Below are 15,552 nucleotides of genomic sequence, written 5' to 3'. Positions count from 1 at the left end.
CGCAGGGTGCGGGCGCATACTCGCTCGACGAGCCAGGGGTCACGGCCGATGCCCACCGTCGGCGTGGTGGACGTCTCTGGTCGAGGAGGTCAGATGGACGCCAGCAGGACGACGCCGGTCGTGACGAGGCACGGTTGGGCGGGCTACGGGCGGCCCGACGGGCGACGGTTCTGCGGTCGGTGCGCCTGCGGCTGGGAGTCGCCGCCGCTGAGCACAGCCGGCATGGCGATGGCCGCCTTCGACCGGCACCGGGCGAAGCCGCTCCTCGAGGGGTTCTCCTTCGCTCCGCCGGACCGTCGGTGCGCCGGAGCCGAGGCCTCCCGGGGTCGGGTCGGCGCCGGCAGCGGCCCGGGCGCACCGGGTGCCCCGCTCCCGAGACTCCGACCTCGGGGTGAGGTCGGCTCCTAGGGGAGACGGCCGAAGATCTGGGTCCTGACGGCGTCGGAGTCGATGGCGCCCGGGCGAACCTCGAGGTCGCCGTTGTCCAGGTCGAAGTACCCGGCTGCATCAGGGAACCGCTCGACGACGAGGTCGAGGTTCGCAGCATCGGGCATCCACACGACATCCGGGGCCGTGGTCGGGCGCTCGTCTGGGTAGAGCAGCTTCAGTCGTTTCGTCACGGTGTCCTCCGACCCCTCGGATCGGCACATCGACGGCATCGATGAGTTCGACCCCGGCCGGGCGAGGCCTCGCCGTCCGCGACCGGATCCCCTCGACGGGGGATCGGTGCGCCGGCGGCGCCCGTCCCTCCGCTCGGGCCGTGACGCCCCAGCCCGGTCGTCAGCCCGCGGCCCGTCAGGGCCGCAGCGCGGGGATGGGGTGCATCTCATGCCCGGACCGGCGACAAGTTGCGTCACGCGCGAGCCGTAGGGATGTGCGCACGACGCCGAGCCGCACCGGAGACGGCGTCGCCGCGGTCCGACCGCAGACCTCCCGCTCGGCTGACGATCCGGTCCGCGCCCCGGGGGTCGTGGGTCAGCCGGGCGGGACGGGGCGCGCTCCCGGGGCCCGACGGTGCGACCGATGGCGGGCTCAGGAGGAGCGGATGGCGCCTCGGACGGCGGCCACCGTCTCGTCGCTCATCGATGCCATGTCGTGGTCCACCCGTGCGTGCTCGGCCGCCCGGCTCAGGACCTGCTCCTCGGTCTCGCCCTGCACCTCCGCAGGGCACCCCGGGACCACGTCGCCGCATCGCAGAGAGAACCCCATGTCGTCGCCCCTCCTCGGTCGGCGGTCGCCTCCTCCTACCACCGACTTGGGGTGAGACGCACTCCTCCGGACGACGGGCGATCCCGAGGACCTGCGCCCGTACCATCAGCCCCTGCGACAGACATGACCGGGTGACGCAACCACTCTCCCTGTTGGTCACGTCTGGCACCACGGCGCCCCCCGCCCCCGCCTGCGGGGGGCGCCGCCTGGTCCCGCGGTGAGGCGCCCGGGTCCGATCCGGAGTCGAACGGACACCCACGAGGTGCGGCCCGGCGGCGACGAGTGGAGCTAAGGGGAATCGAACCCCTGACCTCTTCCATGCCATGGTGGGAAACCGGGCTGGTGAGGGGCACCCTACGCCTGGATGCCTTGGCACACAAGGGCACCGAGTCTCACCGGTTGGCACCCCGTACGCACCCAGATAGGCACCCAACCGGCTACCGTCGCCGCATGGGCAAGCGACGGACCAAGGGCGAGGGCACCGTCTACTACGACACCAGCCGGGATCGCTGGGTCGGTCAGGTCTTCCTCGAGGGGCGACGCCGGAAGGTCTCGGCCAAGACGAAGGCCGACGCCACTGCGAAGCTCGGGAAAATGGTCCACGGCGACCCGAACGAGCGCCACCTGGACCGGCGCCTGACCGTCGCCGCCCTGCTCGCTGACTGGCAGTCGCTCCACCTTGATACGAAGGATCGGGCGCCCGGTACAAAGGAGGCGCACCGCTGGGCCTGCTCACTCCTAGTCGACGAGCTGGGCAAGGTCAGGGTGGCCGACCTCGACGCCCGGGACATCGAGAAGGCCCTCTGGCGCCTCGCCGAGCGTCGTGAGAAGCCGCTCGCCCGTGCGTCACTGGTGAAGGTGCGGTCGACGCTGCGCCAAGCCCTTAGGTGGGCCGAGCGGCGCCGCCTGGTTGCCCACAACGCTGCCGCCGTGGCCGAGCTGCCCACGATCGCCATTGGCCAGAGGGACCGCCGGGCGCTGGTTCAACACGAGGCCGAGAAGCTGGTCGCCGCCATGGCCGAGCACCCCTACCGGCCGATCTGGCTCCTGAGCCTGCGTCTCGGCCTGCGACCCGGGGAGGCTGCCGCCGTGTGCGTTGACGCCCTCGACCTCGAGAGCGACCCGCCGACGGTCGCGGTGATCCGCGCGGTCAGGCTTGAGCGGGGAAGACCGATGCTCGTGAACGAGCTCAAGACGACCCGCGCCCGACGGACCCTGGCCATGCCGCCGATCCTTGTCGACGAGCTCCGCCCGGCGGCCGACGCGGTGGGGGAGGGCCTGCTCGTCTCCGCCCCGAACGGTGCCCCGGTCTGGCCCTCTACGGTTCGGTCGGAGCTGCAGAAGGTGGCCAGGGCCGCCGGCATCGCTCCCCTCTCGCCGAACGAGCTGCGCCACACCGCCGCCACACGAATGGCCGACTTTGGGATCCCGCCTCACGGCGTCGCCGACGTCCTCGGCCACACCTCGACCCGCATGGTCGACGCCGTCTACCGGCACCGTCCCTCAGTGATTCGGGGCGCCGACTCCTCCTAGCGAGCAGCGGCCCGGTACCGACGCTGGCGGTCCCGATCGGCGGTTCCGTCGGTTCGGCACGAGGGGCAGTAGTTGCGCCGGTCGGAGCGAGGACGCCGGCTTGCTTGGTACCGATGCCCACAACCGGAGCAGCGGGCGATGGCTGGGCTCAGCACGGGCCCGTCGGTCGCGCCCTCCACGACAAGCGCGAGTTGAAGGGCCAGTGCACTGATCAGCCCAGGCAGGTGGTTTACGAGGCCCTCGCCGGGCTCGTAGAGGAGTACGGGCGGCCGCTTGTTGAGCATGGCTTCGATGTACGAGCCGACGATCTCTTGAGCGCCCCCCGGGCGGGTCCCGCCTGACCACAAGAGGATGCGGTCTGCACCGATCTTCCTTCGAGGACGGATCCCGACGTGCCTGACGACAGGGCCTCCTGCCGAGACCATCACATCGCCGCTCGGCAGTCGTTCGACCTTGGTCGTGGGAAGCGGGCTGTCGTGTGTCTCCGCAAGAACGAACGCTCGGGGGCCCTTGCAGTCGGAGCGAGGCGGTGGGTTGTCGACGAGCCATTGAAGGATGGTCTCGACGTCTGCCTGCAATCCCCTCCACAGGGCGAGTGGTTCGCTCCCCGCGGCGTCGTGCGTGCCGGAGGAGTCGCTGGGCGCAAGCACGCCGTATGCCAGTGCGAAATCTTCGAAGTCCTTGGGTGTCCGAAGGCCAACGAAGGTGGTTAGAAGGCTTCGAGTTGCACTTGCCGCTGGTCGTCGGCACACCGATGGGTCATCGCCCATGAGCTCGAAGGTGAGCTTGTCCTGGGACGACAACAGCGACCACTTGAGCTCATCGTCGGCCACCTCGGCAGCTCCGACTCGCAACCAACCTTCGTAGGCGATCTCCTGTCCGATCGAGCCGTCCGGATTCGCCCAACCCTGGAGCTGGCCCGTCACGTTCACTGTCACGTTCAGATCGTAGGCATAGGGCAGCACTCCGACGCACCATCCGGCACGAGCACCTCGCATGGGGGTGCCGAAGACCAAGAGGAGTGACATTCGATGCCTACCACCGGCCATTGGCTGAGGACCGACGAGCTGGCCTTGTTCCTTGGCATCAGCGAGCGCATGGTGCGAAAGCTGCTCGCTCAGGGAATGCCGTCGCTGACTATCGGCCGAGCGAGGCGGTTCGATCCCGACCGTTGCCTTGCGTGGCTCGAGTCCCGCAGCGAGGCCGCATGATGCGGCGAAGTGCCGGCCTCCTCGACCGGCGCCCCGACCACGCACCCCCCATCATGCCCGACCCCTGCGACGTCGAACGGGCGGTGCGAGACCTCACCCTCACCGAGCTCCTACGCCTCCTCGCCCCCTGGGACCACGAGTGGCTGTGCTGCCCTCGCTGCTCGACGCTGATGAAGCCGGTCGACGTCACGATCGTCAGCGCCTTCGTCTGGCGCTGTGGCGGTCGGCTGGACACGAAGAGCAGGACCGTCTCAGAGCTGCCCAACTACGAGCGGGGTGCGTCTAACGGCGGAACCCTCTGGTCAACGAGGTCGCTCGTGCTCGCCACCTCAACGGCGATCGACCGATTGGTGACGCAGTGAGCGACTACGGCTACCTCCACGGCTTGGCCCTCGAGCACGGGTTCACGACAGTCGACCAATTTCCCGATGGCACGCCGGACGCATTGGCGAAGCAGATCCTGCTGCGGCTCGGTGAGGATCCTCCCCCAGAGACCAACTGGATCTTGTCCCCGTCAGCGGTGACCGTCGAGGAAGAGCCGTGCCGCTTGACCCTGGTGCCTGCGTCGTCGGTGACCATCCGCCGCCCGACGTTCTTGTGGACTGGTCGCATCCCTGAGTCAGCCGTGACTCTGTTCGCTGGCCGTGAGGGGCTCGGCAAGACGGTGCTGGCCACCCACCTGGCCGCCCGGGTCACCCAGGGCGAGCTCCCTGGTTCGCGCATGGGTCGGCCCGGGGATGTCGTCTACATCGGTACCGAGGACGACCGAGAGACCGTGCTGGTGCCGCGTCTGCTCGCTGCCGATGCCGACCTCAGTCGCGTTCACTTCGTCGATGTCAGGCTTGATGCATTCTCGGTGGCCCGAGACGTTGCCGATCTGGATGTCGCTCTGAGCAAACTTGACCCGGCATTGACCATCATCGACCCCGTCGACGCCCACCTCGGCGGCGGGGTCGACAGCCACAAGAAGGCCGAAGTCCAAGCCGCCCTCGGCGCCCTCGCCCTCCTTGCGCAACGGCACCGATGCTCCATCGTGGCCGTCGCCCACCTCAACAAGGGCGAGTCACGCGACGTGCTGACGAAGGTCGTCGGCTCCGTCGGGTTCACCACCTCGGTCCGGTCGGTGCTGGCCGTCGGCGAGCACCCCGACGAACCACGCGACCGGGTGTGTGTGCTCCGCAAAGCGAACATGACCGACGCCTCTGCCGTTCCGGCGTTCCGGTACCGGATCGAGTCCGCAATGGTCCAGAGCCCCGACGGGCCGATCGACACCGCTGGGGTAGTTGCCCTCGGCGAAGAGCTCGGCCTCGACCCAAACGCGATCCTCTCGGTGCCCGACCTCGAGGAGCGGACCGCCCGCACTGAGGCTGCCGAGTGGCTGCGAGAGGTGCTTGAGGACGGAGGCGGATCCCTTCCCTCGAAGGAGATCAAGCGGCTGGCTGAAGAGGCCGACATCTCCGGGCGGACCTTGCAGCGTGCTCGGAGGGAGGTCGGAATCGAAGTCACCCGGCACGAGCACAAGCCGGGTCGCCCCTCGACCTGGACCCTGCCTTCCGTGCCAACGGGATCGGGCCAACTCCCGTGTGGCACCCATGGCACGAACCCCGACACCGGCCCTGACCTCACCCTTCCTGCCAAGGATCCCAGTACGTGCCAAGGGTCCGACACAGGAGCAGGCACGATCCTGGACGCCCTTCCCGGTGCGCGGGCGGTCGGATGATGGACGCTTCCCTACTTGGTCGGGCAGCCAGGATCTCAAAGCACCGCGGGCACTGTTGGTCCGCCGCGCTCAACTCAAAGGAGTACTGCCACGGGTGCCAAGCCCACTTGTTGTGATCGTCCGGCGAGAAGAGGCCGGAAGCGTTGTTGGCGGCGCCGTCACCGGCATCGTGGACGGCGTGCCACAACCCTGACGGGCTAGGGTCCCAGCCGGGTGTTGAGCCTTCCGCCAGGCCCGTCGGGTTCGAACGAGTCGCTGCACATCGGCACGGATCTTTTGGTCATGCGAACAAGCTTTGACGACACGAGCCAGCCGACCGGCACCCACCAGCAGACGAGGCAGACATGACGTAGGTTGCCGGCTCTGCGATCCGGTGGTCGCGGACCAGGCAGTGGGAGGGCGTGATGGCCGACGCTACAGAAGCGGACGACGCCACCAAAGCAGCTGCCGAGGGTCTGAAGAAGATCCTTGAGGTGCTGGCGCCCGAGCCGACGCCGGTCGAGGAGCCGAAGGTGACCGCGCCGGTCGACGAGGTCTACGGCGCGATCGGCGCCGCCGACGTCTCGTCGTCCGCGATGTCGGCAATGGGGGCCGTCGAACGGTATCGCAACGCCATGCGGTGGCTCATCGGCGCGGTGGGCGCGATCGGTCTGGCCCTCTTCGGCTCGGTGGCGTTCACCAAAGGCGACCCCTTAGCCGATCGGCGCTGGGTTGGCCTCGCCGTCGCCGGGACGGGCCTGACATTCATGCTCCGCGCGGCCACTCTGGTGTTCGAACCCGAAGACGCCAGCCTCGGCGAACTTGAGGCGGACTTTGACCGGCTAAACGGGCCCCTGGGCTGGTTCCGGAGTCGGATTGGGCGCGGGCGCGCTATGCGCCATTTGAAGAAGATGCTCACCGGGACGGAGGCGAGTGCACACCTCGGCCCCGAGGTGGAGTCCGTCAGCGAACTCATCAAGGAGATTGCCGCACTCGAGAAAGGCCGCAACGAGTTCGTCGGCTGCGTGGTGGACGCTCGCCGCACGCTCGACGATGCGACGTCGAGGCGATCAACGGCGGAGAACCAGATCAGCGCGCTAGTCACTACCCGTTCGGCCGCCACCTCACTGTCTGATGAGGCGGCCAAGGCGATCGACACCGCCATCGAGGCGGCGTCGCGAGGAGCGATTGCCGCTCGGCAAGACGAGGACGACGCTCGGAACGCGCTGCGCGACGCGCTCAGGGCGCTCGAGGAGAAAGACATCCCGCTCGGCCGCCACATGCTGCACCGGTCGGTTGTGCTCGACGAGTCCGGGGTGGCCCAGATGCGAGGCACCTTCCGGGCCGCGCGTTCGACCCTGTTGCTCGGCTCGGTCGCGACCCTCGTCGGGACACTCTTGTACCTGGCCGGGATCAAGGGAGCTCCCGACAACTTGCTGGCCTCCACCGTTCGCTTCGGATCCATCGAGGTGGGTGACGGCATGGTCACGGCGGAAGAGCTCGACGAGGAATGTGTCGACCAAGAGCTCGAGGTGGCGTACTTCGGAGACCGGCCCGGCGCCGGTGACGACTACGCCATCAGCGTCGTCGCGCCGAAGGAGTGCGAGGGCGTTTACACGGTCGAGGGCGATGACGAGATCGAGCTGGATCTAAGCCGCGCCATCGCTGTCCCCAAGACCGACGACGCTGGCGTCAGGCCCGAGAAGGCGGACGACGGGGCGTCGGACGGCGCGGGCTGACGACGTCGAACAGGGACCCGAAACCTCGCCGGAGATCTCGGCGCCGATCGCCTCCGGCCGCACGCAGCTTCACCAGGGTCGGCTCGCACCAAAGCAAGGGTGCTGCGGGTGTTGGTCCCCCCGTCAGGCCGCACGTTCGGAGATGCCAGGCGAGGCCCCGGTCAGAATTGGTGGTAGGTTTCGCCGGGCGGGAAGAAAAGACTTGGGGATGGGGATGAGGGGCCAGAGGGGTGCACTTGCCATCGGCGTCGCGTCGGTGGTCACGGCGGTGACTGCCTTGATAGGCGCGCTTCGGGTCGCGGCAAAGGGTCCGGGCACGTGTCGAGTTGCTCGACCTCTTGCGGCTGCGTTGGTCGCTGCGATCGCAGCATCATTCCTGATGCCGTCGGGGGCGGCGATGGCGATCGACTCCAGTGCGATTGTGGCGCAGGCGGCGCCGACCTGTGTGCCGTCCGCTCCGGCGGTGGTGGGGTCGGCCCGGGATCGGCTGGTCGTCACGGTGCCGCAATGCGCTGGGGGTGCCGGTGCGACCGGTTACCGGTTGATTGTCGAGCGGTCAGACCCCTCGGGGAATGCGCTTCCGCAGGAGACCTTCGACGTGGCGGCCGGAGTCGCGCAGGCCGAGGTCACCGGGCTGGAGGCAGGGACGGTGATCTACCGGGTGCGCGTGGCGGCGCGTAACGCAGACGGCGTCGGGCGTGCTTCGGCCCCGTCGGCGCCCGTCACGCTGCCGTTCGCGTCGATGGGCGGTCTCGTTGATCGGCTCTACGCCGACTTCGCCGGCCGGGCGCCGTCGGGGGCGGAGCGGGCTGATTGGGTGGCTCGGTTGACTGACGGGCGGCTGAGCCCGGTTGCGGCAGTTGATGCGGCCGAGCAGTTCGCTTACTGGCAGGCCCAGCCGCCGGCGATCCGGCTATACCAGGCGTACTTCCTGCGCCTGCCGGACCTCTCGGGCCTGAACTACTGGGCCACTCAGATTCGCAACCGGCGGTCGCTGTTCTGGATCAGCGAGTACTTTGCCCGTTCGAACGAATTCCGGCTGCGCTACGGGACGCTCTCGAACGCGCAGTTCGTCGATCTGATCTACCAGAACATCCTGGGCCGTCCCGGGGAGCCGTCGGGGCGCTCGTTCTGGATCTCCGAACTGGACTCCGGCCGGCGGACCCGCGGGAAGGCGATGGTCGGCTTCTCGGAGTCGAGGGAGTACAAGGGCAAGACCGAGGGTTTGGTCGCTGCGGTCGATCTGTTTACCGGGCTACTACGGAGGGTCCCCACCGAGTCCGAGACCACGACTTGGGAACAGCGGCCTCGCGAAGAGGTGGCCACCTTCCTGCTCGGCTCTAGCGGGTTCGCGGCCCGGGTGCGGGTGATCGCCCCGCCGTGGGTGACCACGGCCTCGTTGCCGACTGCGACGCCAGGATCCGCATACCCGGCGACGACCCTCACAGCCCAGGGCGGTCAGGGCGCTCGGAACTGGTCGATCGCTTCGGGGTCGCTGCCGACGGGGATGTCGTTGTCAAGTGCCGGCGTGATCAGTGGAACTTCCGGTGCGATCGGCAGTTCTGCCTTTAGCGTCCGAGTTGTCGACAGCGCCGGCCGGTCAACGACACGAACGCTGTCAATCACGGTCGCGGGCCTAGGAGTCGCCGCCGGCCACAACCATTCGTGTGCGCTTCTTGCGGGGGGCACCGTCAAGTGTTGGGGAGACAATGAGTTTGGCCAACTGGGCAACGGGACCACCACCAACTCGACCACTCCGGTCCCCGTCGCTGGTCTCGCCGGTGTCACGCACATCGCCGCCGGTGGAAACCATACCTGTGCCGTGCTCATCGACGGCACTGGCAAGTGCTGGGGCGCCGACTACCAACGCCTGTTCGGAGACGGCTCCCCCACGAAGCGCCTAGCGCCGGAAACGGTCCCCGGTCTCACCGACGCCACAAGCATTGTCGCCGGCCAGTATCACGACTGCGCGATCCGCTCCGACAGTTCCGTCGCCTGCTGGGGGGACAATTGGGCGGGACAACTTGGGGATGGGACCACTCGCGGCCGTTGGGTTGCTTGGGCGGTCCCTGGTCTGGTCGGAGCCACCGACATCACGGCCGAGCTGAGCCATACATGTGCCGTCCTTCTCGACGGCACCGCGAAGTGCTGGGGCGACAACTCGTTCGGCCAACTCGGCGACGGCACGACCGAGCCTCGGTTGAGTCCGGTGCCCGTCGCCGCGCTCACGGGCGCTACCGACATCGCCGCCGGAGACTCTCACAGTTGTGCTCTTATCGGCGGTGGCGCTGCCGCCTGCTGGGGGGACAACTCCGCGGCGCAGCTCGGCGACGGCACCCTCGAGCGCCGATTGACGCCAGTGGCCGTCGCCGGTCTCCCGGCTGCCACCAGCATCACCGGGGGCTACGGCCACACGTGCGCCTTAGTTGCCGGTAGCAATATCGCGTGCTGGGGGGCCAACTCGTCGGCGGAGCTCGGCGACGGCACCACCGATTTTCGGCGAACACCGACGACCGTCACCGGCCTTGCCAGCGCGACCAGCACCGACGCGCACGGGTCTCACACGTGCGCACGCCTCACTGACGCCTCCGTCTGGTGCTGGGGGTTCAATTTCAGCGGCCAGCTTGGAGATGGCAGTCACACTCCGAGGTTCACACCCGTACGCGTTAGCGGTCTCTGACTCGCCGCGCCTCATGCTCATCGCCCAGGCGGAAACCCCGATGGGAGCAATTCCGGCGCATCGGATGTGATCTGCTCGGTCGCGAGGAGAAGGGCGTCCCGGGTGCAGGTCCATTCGAAGTAGGTGAGCTCGGCGGTGTCGAAGTAGCTGCGGTTCAGCTCGTCGAGGGCTTCGCTGTGGCCGTCCAGCGCCGTGATCAGCTCGGCGTCAGCTGCCCAGTCGTCGAGGGCGGGTCGGTCGATGCTGACCTTCCCGCAACCCCGTGGCGGCGGGCAGACATAGCGGGGCTTGTCCCGGCGACCGCGTGAGTGCATGGGACTGCCACAGAGCCCGCACGTGTCCCACCCGGGGACCTGTGTCGCCATCTCACACAGGTCCACACTCGTCGCGAAGGCTTACCGCGTGCGGACGCCGAACTACGTGCCGAGTGCGAAACCGAACCCGTGTCCTCAGGGTCACCGATCGGCTTCGGGATCACCTCGGTCCTCTGGCTCGTCAGATTCATAGAACGCGGCGACGTGGGCCATGTCCTCGTAGGGATCGAGGAGCCGTTCGCCCGGCCCGGCTACAAGCCATCCGAGGCGACGTGCCAGGTGGTCGTGCAGCCGATCCACGATGTCCAGGGCTTCGGGATCGAGCGCGTCCTCGGGCTCTCCGTCCGGGTCGCTCGGCTGCCGCAGCCGATCGCTCAAGCCCTCGTAGAAGCGACGAAGGCGGGCCGCGCCCGCTTCCAGCGCACCGCCCAACAGCTTCTCGTCTCGCACGTCCCCGAGCGTCTTAGCGCGCTGCTGCGCGGCATACGAGAACACCCAGTACCGCATGGCCACGCTGCTAATGACCTCGGGCTCGGGCAGGTCGCCGACGATGGCGCACCCCACGTGTTCGTCTTCGACAGCGCCCGTCTGCGTCCGACGCCGATGCTTGACCCAGACCCGAAGGCGCTCGCGGCGCTTCCGCACAAGGTCGTCGCCCACGTCGCAGGTCGGCTCGTACCCGGAGCCCGACTGATGCTCGCACTGGTCGACGAAACCGGGACCGACAGTGAGAGAGGCCAGAGCGAAGTCGTGACTGGCCTGCAACACTCTCTGCACCACCTCGCCGACTGCTCGAAGGTCCGCATCGTCACGACCGGACGTCCTTGCTTGTCCCGCCGGCCGATGCGCACGTCCGCAACTCCAACTCGATGCAGCATTGACCGAGGCGCGGACTTCGGCGCGAGCACCCGACCAGCGGTCGCCCGGAAGGCCTTTCGCAGCCCATCGAGCTTCGGAACCACCAGCGTTACCCGATGCATGGGCTGAAACCTAGAGCTTCAGCCCGGCGAAGCCGTGGCGAGGAGCCGGATCGTCGCCTGCGTGGTCGCGTGTCTGTCATTTCTTGGGTGCAGGCCAACTTGTCCTGGCAGCAGACAGCACCCGATCCAATGGCGTGGTCGTTGCAACTCCTCGCCCACGAGGTCAGCCACGGGATGTGGCAGTTCGAGCGTAAGCTTGGCGTGGCGGGTAACGACCGGTCGAAGGCAGCAGTCGAGGTCCTCCGTGACACCCAAGAGGAAGTAGCAAAGTTGCTCCCTCCATGGAGGGACATCGAGAATTCGCCTCAGACAAAGGGGCGCTTCGGATTTCACGGGGGTGGAGCGGGGGTGATCGTGGCGAGCTGGTCCCAGTTGGGGCGGCCGGCGTAGAGCAGGACGCGTAGGCGGTAGTTCCGGAACCGGCGGAACCCGAACCCGACGCGCTTGATCCGCTTGATGAGGCTGTTCATGGCCTCGGTGGGCCCGTTGGTCACCTGCGCTTGGTGCCAGGCGACGATCTCGTCGGACCAGCGCCGCAGCGTCCGGCCGAGCTGCTGGAGCTCTCTGGGCATGGAGCGGTCGAGGAGGCTCTCGATGAGCTCGGCCAGGTAGCCCGCCGCGGCCTCGGCGGGCTGGTCGAACAGACCCCGGAGGGTCTCCTTGGCGTGCCAGGCCATCCGGACCTCGCCGTGGGGGTCGCCGGCGTCGAGGAAGCTGAGCAGCTTCGCCTCGCCTTGGTCGTCGAGACGCTCGTGAGCCTTGGTGAGCAGGCGCCTCGATCGGTAGAGCGGGTCGTCTCGGTGGCCGCGGTGGCCGAGGGTCTCTTGTTGGACCCGGCGGCGGACGTCGTCGAGGCGGGTGTTGGCCAGCTTGATGACGTGGAACGGGTCCGCGACCTGCACGGCGTCGGGGAGCGTGTCGTTGAACGTCTTGCGGTACGGACCCGACAGGTCCAACGCCGCCCACGCGATGTCCACCCGCCAGGCGGCAGGTCGGGCCTCGAGCCACGCCGACGGGGCCTTGGCGGTGCGGCCCTCGACGACATCGAGGAGCTGCGCAGGCTGGGTGACATCGACGATGGAGGTCACCCAGGACCGGCGCCGCCACGTGCCGGTGCGGACGAAGAGCGTCTCGTCCAGGCCGAGCGCGCTCACCTGCTCGATGCGGTCGGGGTCCTCGATGAGCGGGGTGCCGTAGGCGACGACTGCGTCCATGACGGTGTGCCAGTCACAGCCCAGCTCCCCGGCGACCGCAGAGACCGGCTGGCCCTGGCCGACTTGGCGGGTCATCCACCGACCGGCCCGGTCCGTCACCCCCGCTCGGGGCGCGGCGATGGCCGGCTGGGTCTCGGTGAACGTGGCGGTCCCGCAGGCCGGTTCCGGGCAACGCCACCGGCGCTTGTGCCACACCAGCACCGCGGGGCGGCCGAACGCAGCCAGGTCCACCAGGGCCACCGGCCGCTGGTCCTTGAGCCACGCCCGAGTGCCACACGCCGTGCAGCCGACCACGGTCGCGGTGGTCTCGACGTGGACCCGCAACGGCTCGCCCGGGTCGTCCTCGACGCCCAGCACGCGGATGGCGGGCAAGCCCACCACAAGGGCGCACATGCGCGTAGCGTCAGTCTCCACAGGGGCTCTCCAGGCTCGGTTGGCTTCGCAACCCCGATCCTGGTTGAGCCCCTGTGCCGCGCCCGCGGACCCTCAGATCAACCGCCTACACCCCCCGCAGATCCGAAGCGCCGACAAAGGTTGAGCCGGCCCCGGCACGCACTAGCGCCGACTGCAAGCGTCGGGCTCCGATGAGTCCGTAGCGAGCGTTGTTGGAGGCCGCAAACCAGCCCCACAGGCGCCCCACCAGGCAACCGGACGACCAAGATCAGCTGATCTGCCGGGACGTGACGCCGCAGGTCAGGGGGTGCTCCGGTGCGGACCCGCAGGTCCGTCGAGCCTGGAGACAGAACCGCCTTCCGTGCCAATGGGTTCGGGCCAACTCCTGTGTGGCACCCGTGGCACGAACCCCGACAACGGCACTGACTGGCCCGTTCCTGCCAGCGATCCCAGTACGTGCCAAGGGTCAGACACAGGAAAAGGCACGATCCTGGACGCCTCGCCCGGTGTGCGGGCGATCGGGTGATGGACCGTTTCCTACTGGGGCCGGGCAGTCAAAGAACCTTCAAGCACTGCGAACCACTGAAGTCCGCCACCTGAGCTCGAGGGAGAATTGCCATGAATGTCAAGCCCGACAGTCTGGGTCCCCTCGCTGGGAGAGGGCGGAAGCGCCACGGGCGGCGCCCTAGTGGCACGCCCTCACGGTGACGGTGGCCCACTTGCTGTGATCGTCCGGCGGGGGTGTTGAGCCTTCCGCCAGGCCCGTCGGGCTCGAACCAACCAGCCAACCACCACCACGCCAACCAGACCACCACCCATGTCTCGGCTGGCAGAGTTCAAACAAGACTGCCTCCCTCACATGTCCGGAGCAGTGACCGATGGTCCGGGATGAGGGTGGCGAAGTTCCTTGCGATCCTGGCGGTGTCGGGCGTCGTGACCTTCGGCTTGACGGCGGGCATTGCTGGTGCGCTGGCGCCGGATCCCGACGACTACGTCACCTGCGTCTTGACGCCGTGCAACGCCGACTACCACTTCGTCGTGGATCATGAAGGCTACGACGCTGCCGTAGCGACCGCCGCCGGAGTCGGCCAACTCGTGACCATCGGCCTCCTTCTGGGCGGACTGATGCTGGTCTTGCCGAAGATCGCCTATCGCAAGCGCGATAGCCTGTTCATCTTCGTTCCGCTCTACGGCACGATGTTCGTGTTCATAGTTGCCTGGCGGCTCGCCAGCCTTCCGCATCGCTACTGGTCGGAGAGGGCGTCCTCGCTGATGGGTTCGGCCGGGCACGGCCCAGTGGTTGCCGCACCGCCAATCGCAGCGCCTGGCTACTACCCCGACCCGGCGTCGCCGGCGACCATGCGGTACTGGAACGGCATGCAGTGGACTGACCAGAGCCCCCACGGCACGACTGGTGGCATCCCAACCGCCTGAGCGAGTCATTCGGGACCACAACTGGACCAGTAGGGCGCCGCAACCGGCCATCTGACGCCACCCCGGGCCACTGACCAAGCTACGGAGTGGCCCCCAGCGGCCGTCTGGAGCTCACCTGCACGCGCCGGTACCTGGCACTGATCTCGGAGCCTGAGGGCGTGAGAGGATGGACGCATGGACGACGAGTGGGAGCTGCGGTTTGTCCGAGTGCCGCGAGGTACGCACCTGTCGAAGTCGTCGGAGACGCCTGGCGTCGAGCGCGACCTCCTGCGCGAGGACGGATCCAACAAGCTCCTTGGCCCCCCCGAATCGCGAGCAGCAGGTTTCGATGACTCCCAGCGCGCCCGCAGCTATGACCCGGGGCCATACGGTTACGACGAGGGCCGCGACGAGCTGACACCAGAACAGCGCCGCCAGGTCGAGGAGCTCGGAGAGGCGATCGGCCAGTATCTCGTCGCCGTTGTGTTCCCGTGGGTGGGTACGAAGCTGCGCGAAGCGTGGGGTCATCGACGCCGCTGGCGCCGCCGCAAGGCCGCTAGTGCGTCTGCTGATGCCGAGCAGGTGATTGAGCTTGCCGTCTCCCAACCGAGTGCCTCCGCCGAGAAGAGGACGCCGCCTTCTTCGGACCGGGCTCGTATGAGCATCGCCGAGTACGAGGAGCGCGTTCTCGTGGTTCTCGCGGCCGAGGACTGGTTGACCGAACAGCGGCGCCTTCTCGCTTCGGCAGTCGTTACCGGTGACGAGTTGCCCCCCGAGGTGGAGACCGCAACCCGTCTTGCCCTTGAGCGCCACTTCCCATTGCCGGGCGAGATGTCGGTCACGGGGTCCGGAGAGACCGAAGCCGTGGAAACTGCCGACGCCGGTGCAGAGGGGACTCGGCGACCGCCGCAGCAGAGCCCGGTGCCATCTGATGATTCGGCTCCAGCGAGCGGTCCGCAAACGCCCTGAGTCTGTATCGCAGCCTACGGTTGCTTGTTCCCGTCGAGGGCGGGTTGCCATCTGCGCGATGGTGACTTAATCCCTTCGCAGGCCGGCGGTGAGCGTCAGTTCAGACGCCCGGGCGGCGCGATCTGGGCCGGTGCGAGGTTGGTGCCCAGGCGCATGTGGGGCGGGCGCACGTGGGGGAGTGGGCTGATCTGCTCCCTG

At 68.2% G+C, this 15,552-nt stretch carries 14 protein-coding genes; 8 read left to right on the top strand and 6 right to left on the bottom strand.

The features are described from left to right. Window positions 1-404: 404 nt before the first annotated feature. Together HC251_RS14220 and HC251_RS14215 are read right to left on the bottom strand one after the other, a co-directional pair. The gene (locus HC251_RS14220; protein ID WP_219941262.1) at window positions 405-620 is read right to left on the bottom strand and encodes a hypothetical protein; all 216 of its coding nucleotides are present in this window, start codon (window positions 618-620) and stop codon (window positions 405-407) included. A gap of 412 nt (window positions 621-1,032) precedes the next feature. Continuing rightward, on the bottom strand, window positions 1,033-1,209 hold the full coding sequence (locus HC251_RS14215) for a DUF1059 domain-containing protein (protein ID WP_219941261.1): 177 nt from the start codon (window positions 1,207-1,209) through the stop codon (window positions 1,033-1,035). A 450-nt stretch (window positions 1,210-1,659) separates the two neighbouring features. On the opposite strand from HC251_RS14215, the gene HC251_RS14210 reads away from it, so the two are divergent. After that, window positions 1,660-2,742, top strand: coding sequence for a site-specific integrase (locus HC251_RS14210; protein ID WP_219941260.1), 1,083 nt, complete (start codon window positions 1,660-1,662; stop codon window positions 2,740-2,742). Here the strand turns inward: HC251_RS14210 and HC251_RS14205 are convergent. After that, on the bottom strand, window positions 2,739-3,707 hold the full coding sequence (locus tag HC251_RS14205; RefSeq protein WP_219941259.1) for a zinc-ribbon domain-containing protein: 969 nt from the start codon (window positions 3,705-3,707) through the stop codon (window positions 2,739-2,741). The two genes, HC251_RS14210 and HC251_RS14205, sit on opposite strands and share 4 nt — an antisense overlap. A gap of 66 nt (window positions 3,708-3,773) precedes the next feature. Here HC251_RS14205 and HC251_RS26230 point away from each other — a divergent pair, with 66 nt between their 5' ends. The 5 genes from HC251_RS26230 to HC251_RS14180 all read left to right on the top strand — a co-directional run bounded on the left by HC251_RS26230 (window position 3,774) and on the right by HC251_RS14180 (window position 10,071). Beyond that, window positions 3,774-3,953 (top strand): helix-turn-helix domain-containing protein, encoded by a 180-nt coding sequence (locus HC251_RS26230; RefSeq protein WP_219941258.1) that lies wholly within the window; start codon window positions 3,774-3,776, stop codon window positions 3,951-3,953. 53 nt (window positions 3,954-4,006) lie between these two features. After that, window positions 4,007-4,315, top strand: coding sequence for a hypothetical protein (locus HC251_RS14195; RefSeq protein WP_219941257.1), 309 nt, complete (start codon window positions 4,007-4,009; stop codon window positions 4,313-4,315). Beyond that, window positions 4,312-5,673 (top strand): AAA family ATPase, encoded by a 1,362-nt coding sequence (locus HC251_RS14190; RefSeq protein ID WP_219941256.1) that lies wholly within the window; start codon window positions 4,312-4,314, stop codon window positions 5,671-5,673. Before HC251_RS14195 ends, HC251_RS14190 begins: the two co-directional genes overlap by 4 nt. Before the next feature lie 404 nt (window positions 5,674-6,077). After that, entirely contained in the window at window positions 6,078-7,391 is a 1,314-nt protein-coding gene (locus HC251_RS14185) for a hypothetical protein (protein WP_219941255.1), read from the top strand. 397 nt (window positions 7,392-7,788) lie between these two features. Continuing rightward, window positions 7,789-10,071: a DUF4214 domain-containing protein gene (locus HC251_RS14180; protein ID WP_219941254.1), complete on the top strand. Its 2,283-nt coding sequence runs from the start codon at window positions 7,789-7,791 to the stop codon at window positions 10,069-10,071. Between the two features lie 17 nt (window positions 10,072-10,088). Here HC251_RS14180 and HC251_RS14175 read toward each other — a convergent pair whose 3' ends face one another. The 3 genes from HC251_RS14175 to HC251_RS14165 form a co-directional block, all read right to left on the bottom strand. Further along, window positions 10,089-10,436, bottom strand: coding sequence for a zinc ribbon domain-containing protein (locus HC251_RS14175; protein ID WP_219941253.1), 348 nt, complete (start codon window positions 10,434-10,436; stop codon window positions 10,089-10,091). Window positions 10,437-10,526: 90 nt separating this feature from the next. After that, entirely contained in the window at window positions 10,527-11,165 is a 639-nt protein-coding gene (locus HC251_RS14170; protein ID WP_219941252.1) for a hypothetical protein, read from the bottom strand. A gap of 529 nt (window positions 11,166-11,694) precedes the next feature. Further along, window positions 11,695-12,972 carry an ISL3 family transposase gene (locus tag HC251_RS14165; protein ID WP_219941251.1) on the bottom strand — a complete coding sequence of 426 codons (1,278 nt, stop codon included), beginning with the start codon at window positions 12,970-12,972 and terminating at the stop codon, window positions 11,695-11,697. Window positions 12,973-13,860: 888 nt separating this feature from the next. On the opposite strand from HC251_RS14165, the gene HC251_RS14160 reads away from it, so the two are divergent. Together HC251_RS14160 and HC251_RS14155 are read left to right on the top strand one after the other, a co-directional pair. Beyond that, complete coding sequence (locus tag HC251_RS14160; RefSeq protein WP_219941250.1) at window positions 13,861-14,406, top strand: DUF2510 domain-containing protein; 546 nt, start codon at window positions 13,861-13,863, stop codon at window positions 14,404-14,406. 174 nt (window positions 14,407-14,580) lie between these two features. Further along, a complete protein-coding gene (locus tag HC251_RS14155) occupies window positions 14,581-15,354 on the top strand; it encodes a hypothetical protein (protein WP_219941249.1) in 774 nt (257 codons plus the stop codon). Window positions 15,355-15,552 lie beyond the last annotated feature (198 nt).

Source organism: Iamia sp. SCSIO 61187 (assembly GCF_019443745.1).
Lineage (GTDB): Bacteria > Actinomycetota > Acidimicrobiia > Acidimicrobiales > Iamiaceae > Iamia.
The sequence above is the reverse complement of the archived record's forward strand: the minus strand, read 5'-3'. Positions and strand labels throughout refer to the sequence as shown.

Excerpts from the sequence above, each read along its gene's own strand:
- HC251_RS14185 (WP_219941255.1), top strand. The coding sequence starts at position 6,078 with ATGGCCGACGCTACAGAAGCGGACGACGCCACCAAAGCAGCTGCCGAG.
- HC251_RS14180 (WP_219941254.1), top strand. The coding sequence starts at position 7,789 with ATGGCGATCGACTCCAGTGCGATTGTGGCGCAGGCGGCGCCGACCTGT.
- HC251_RS14165 (WP_219941251.1), bottom strand. The coding sequence starts at position 12,972 with ATGTGCGCCCTTGTGGTGGGCTTGCCCGCCATCCGCGTGCTGGGCGTC.
- HC251_RS14155 (WP_219941249.1), top strand. The coding sequence starts at position 14,581 with ATGGACGACGAGTGGGAGCTGCGGTTTGTCCGAGTGCCGCGAGGTACG.
- HC251_RS26230 (WP_219941258.1), top strand. The coding sequence starts at position 3,774 with ATGCCTACCACCGGCCATTGGCTGAGGACCGACGAGCTGGCCTTGTTC.
- HC251_RS14210 (WP_219941260.1), top strand. The coding sequence starts at position 1,660 with ATGGGCAAGCGACGGACCAAGGGCGAGGGCACCGTCTACTACGACACC.
- HC251_RS14195 (WP_219941257.1), top strand. The coding sequence starts at position 4,007 with ATGCCCGACCCCTGCGACGTCGAACGGGCGGTGCGAGACCTCACCCTC.
- HC251_RS14175 (WP_219941253.1), bottom strand. The coding sequence starts at position 10,436 with ATGGCGACACAGGTCCCCGGGTGGGACACGTGCGGGCTCTGTGGCAGT.
- HC251_RS14215 (WP_219941261.1), bottom strand. The coding sequence starts at position 1,209 with ATGGGGTTCTCTCTGCGATGCGGCGACGTGGTCCCGGGGTGCCCTGCG.
- HC251_RS14160 (WP_219941250.1), top strand. The coding sequence starts at position 13,861 with ATGAGGGTGGCGAAGTTCCTTGCGATCCTGGCGGTGTCGGGCGTCGTG.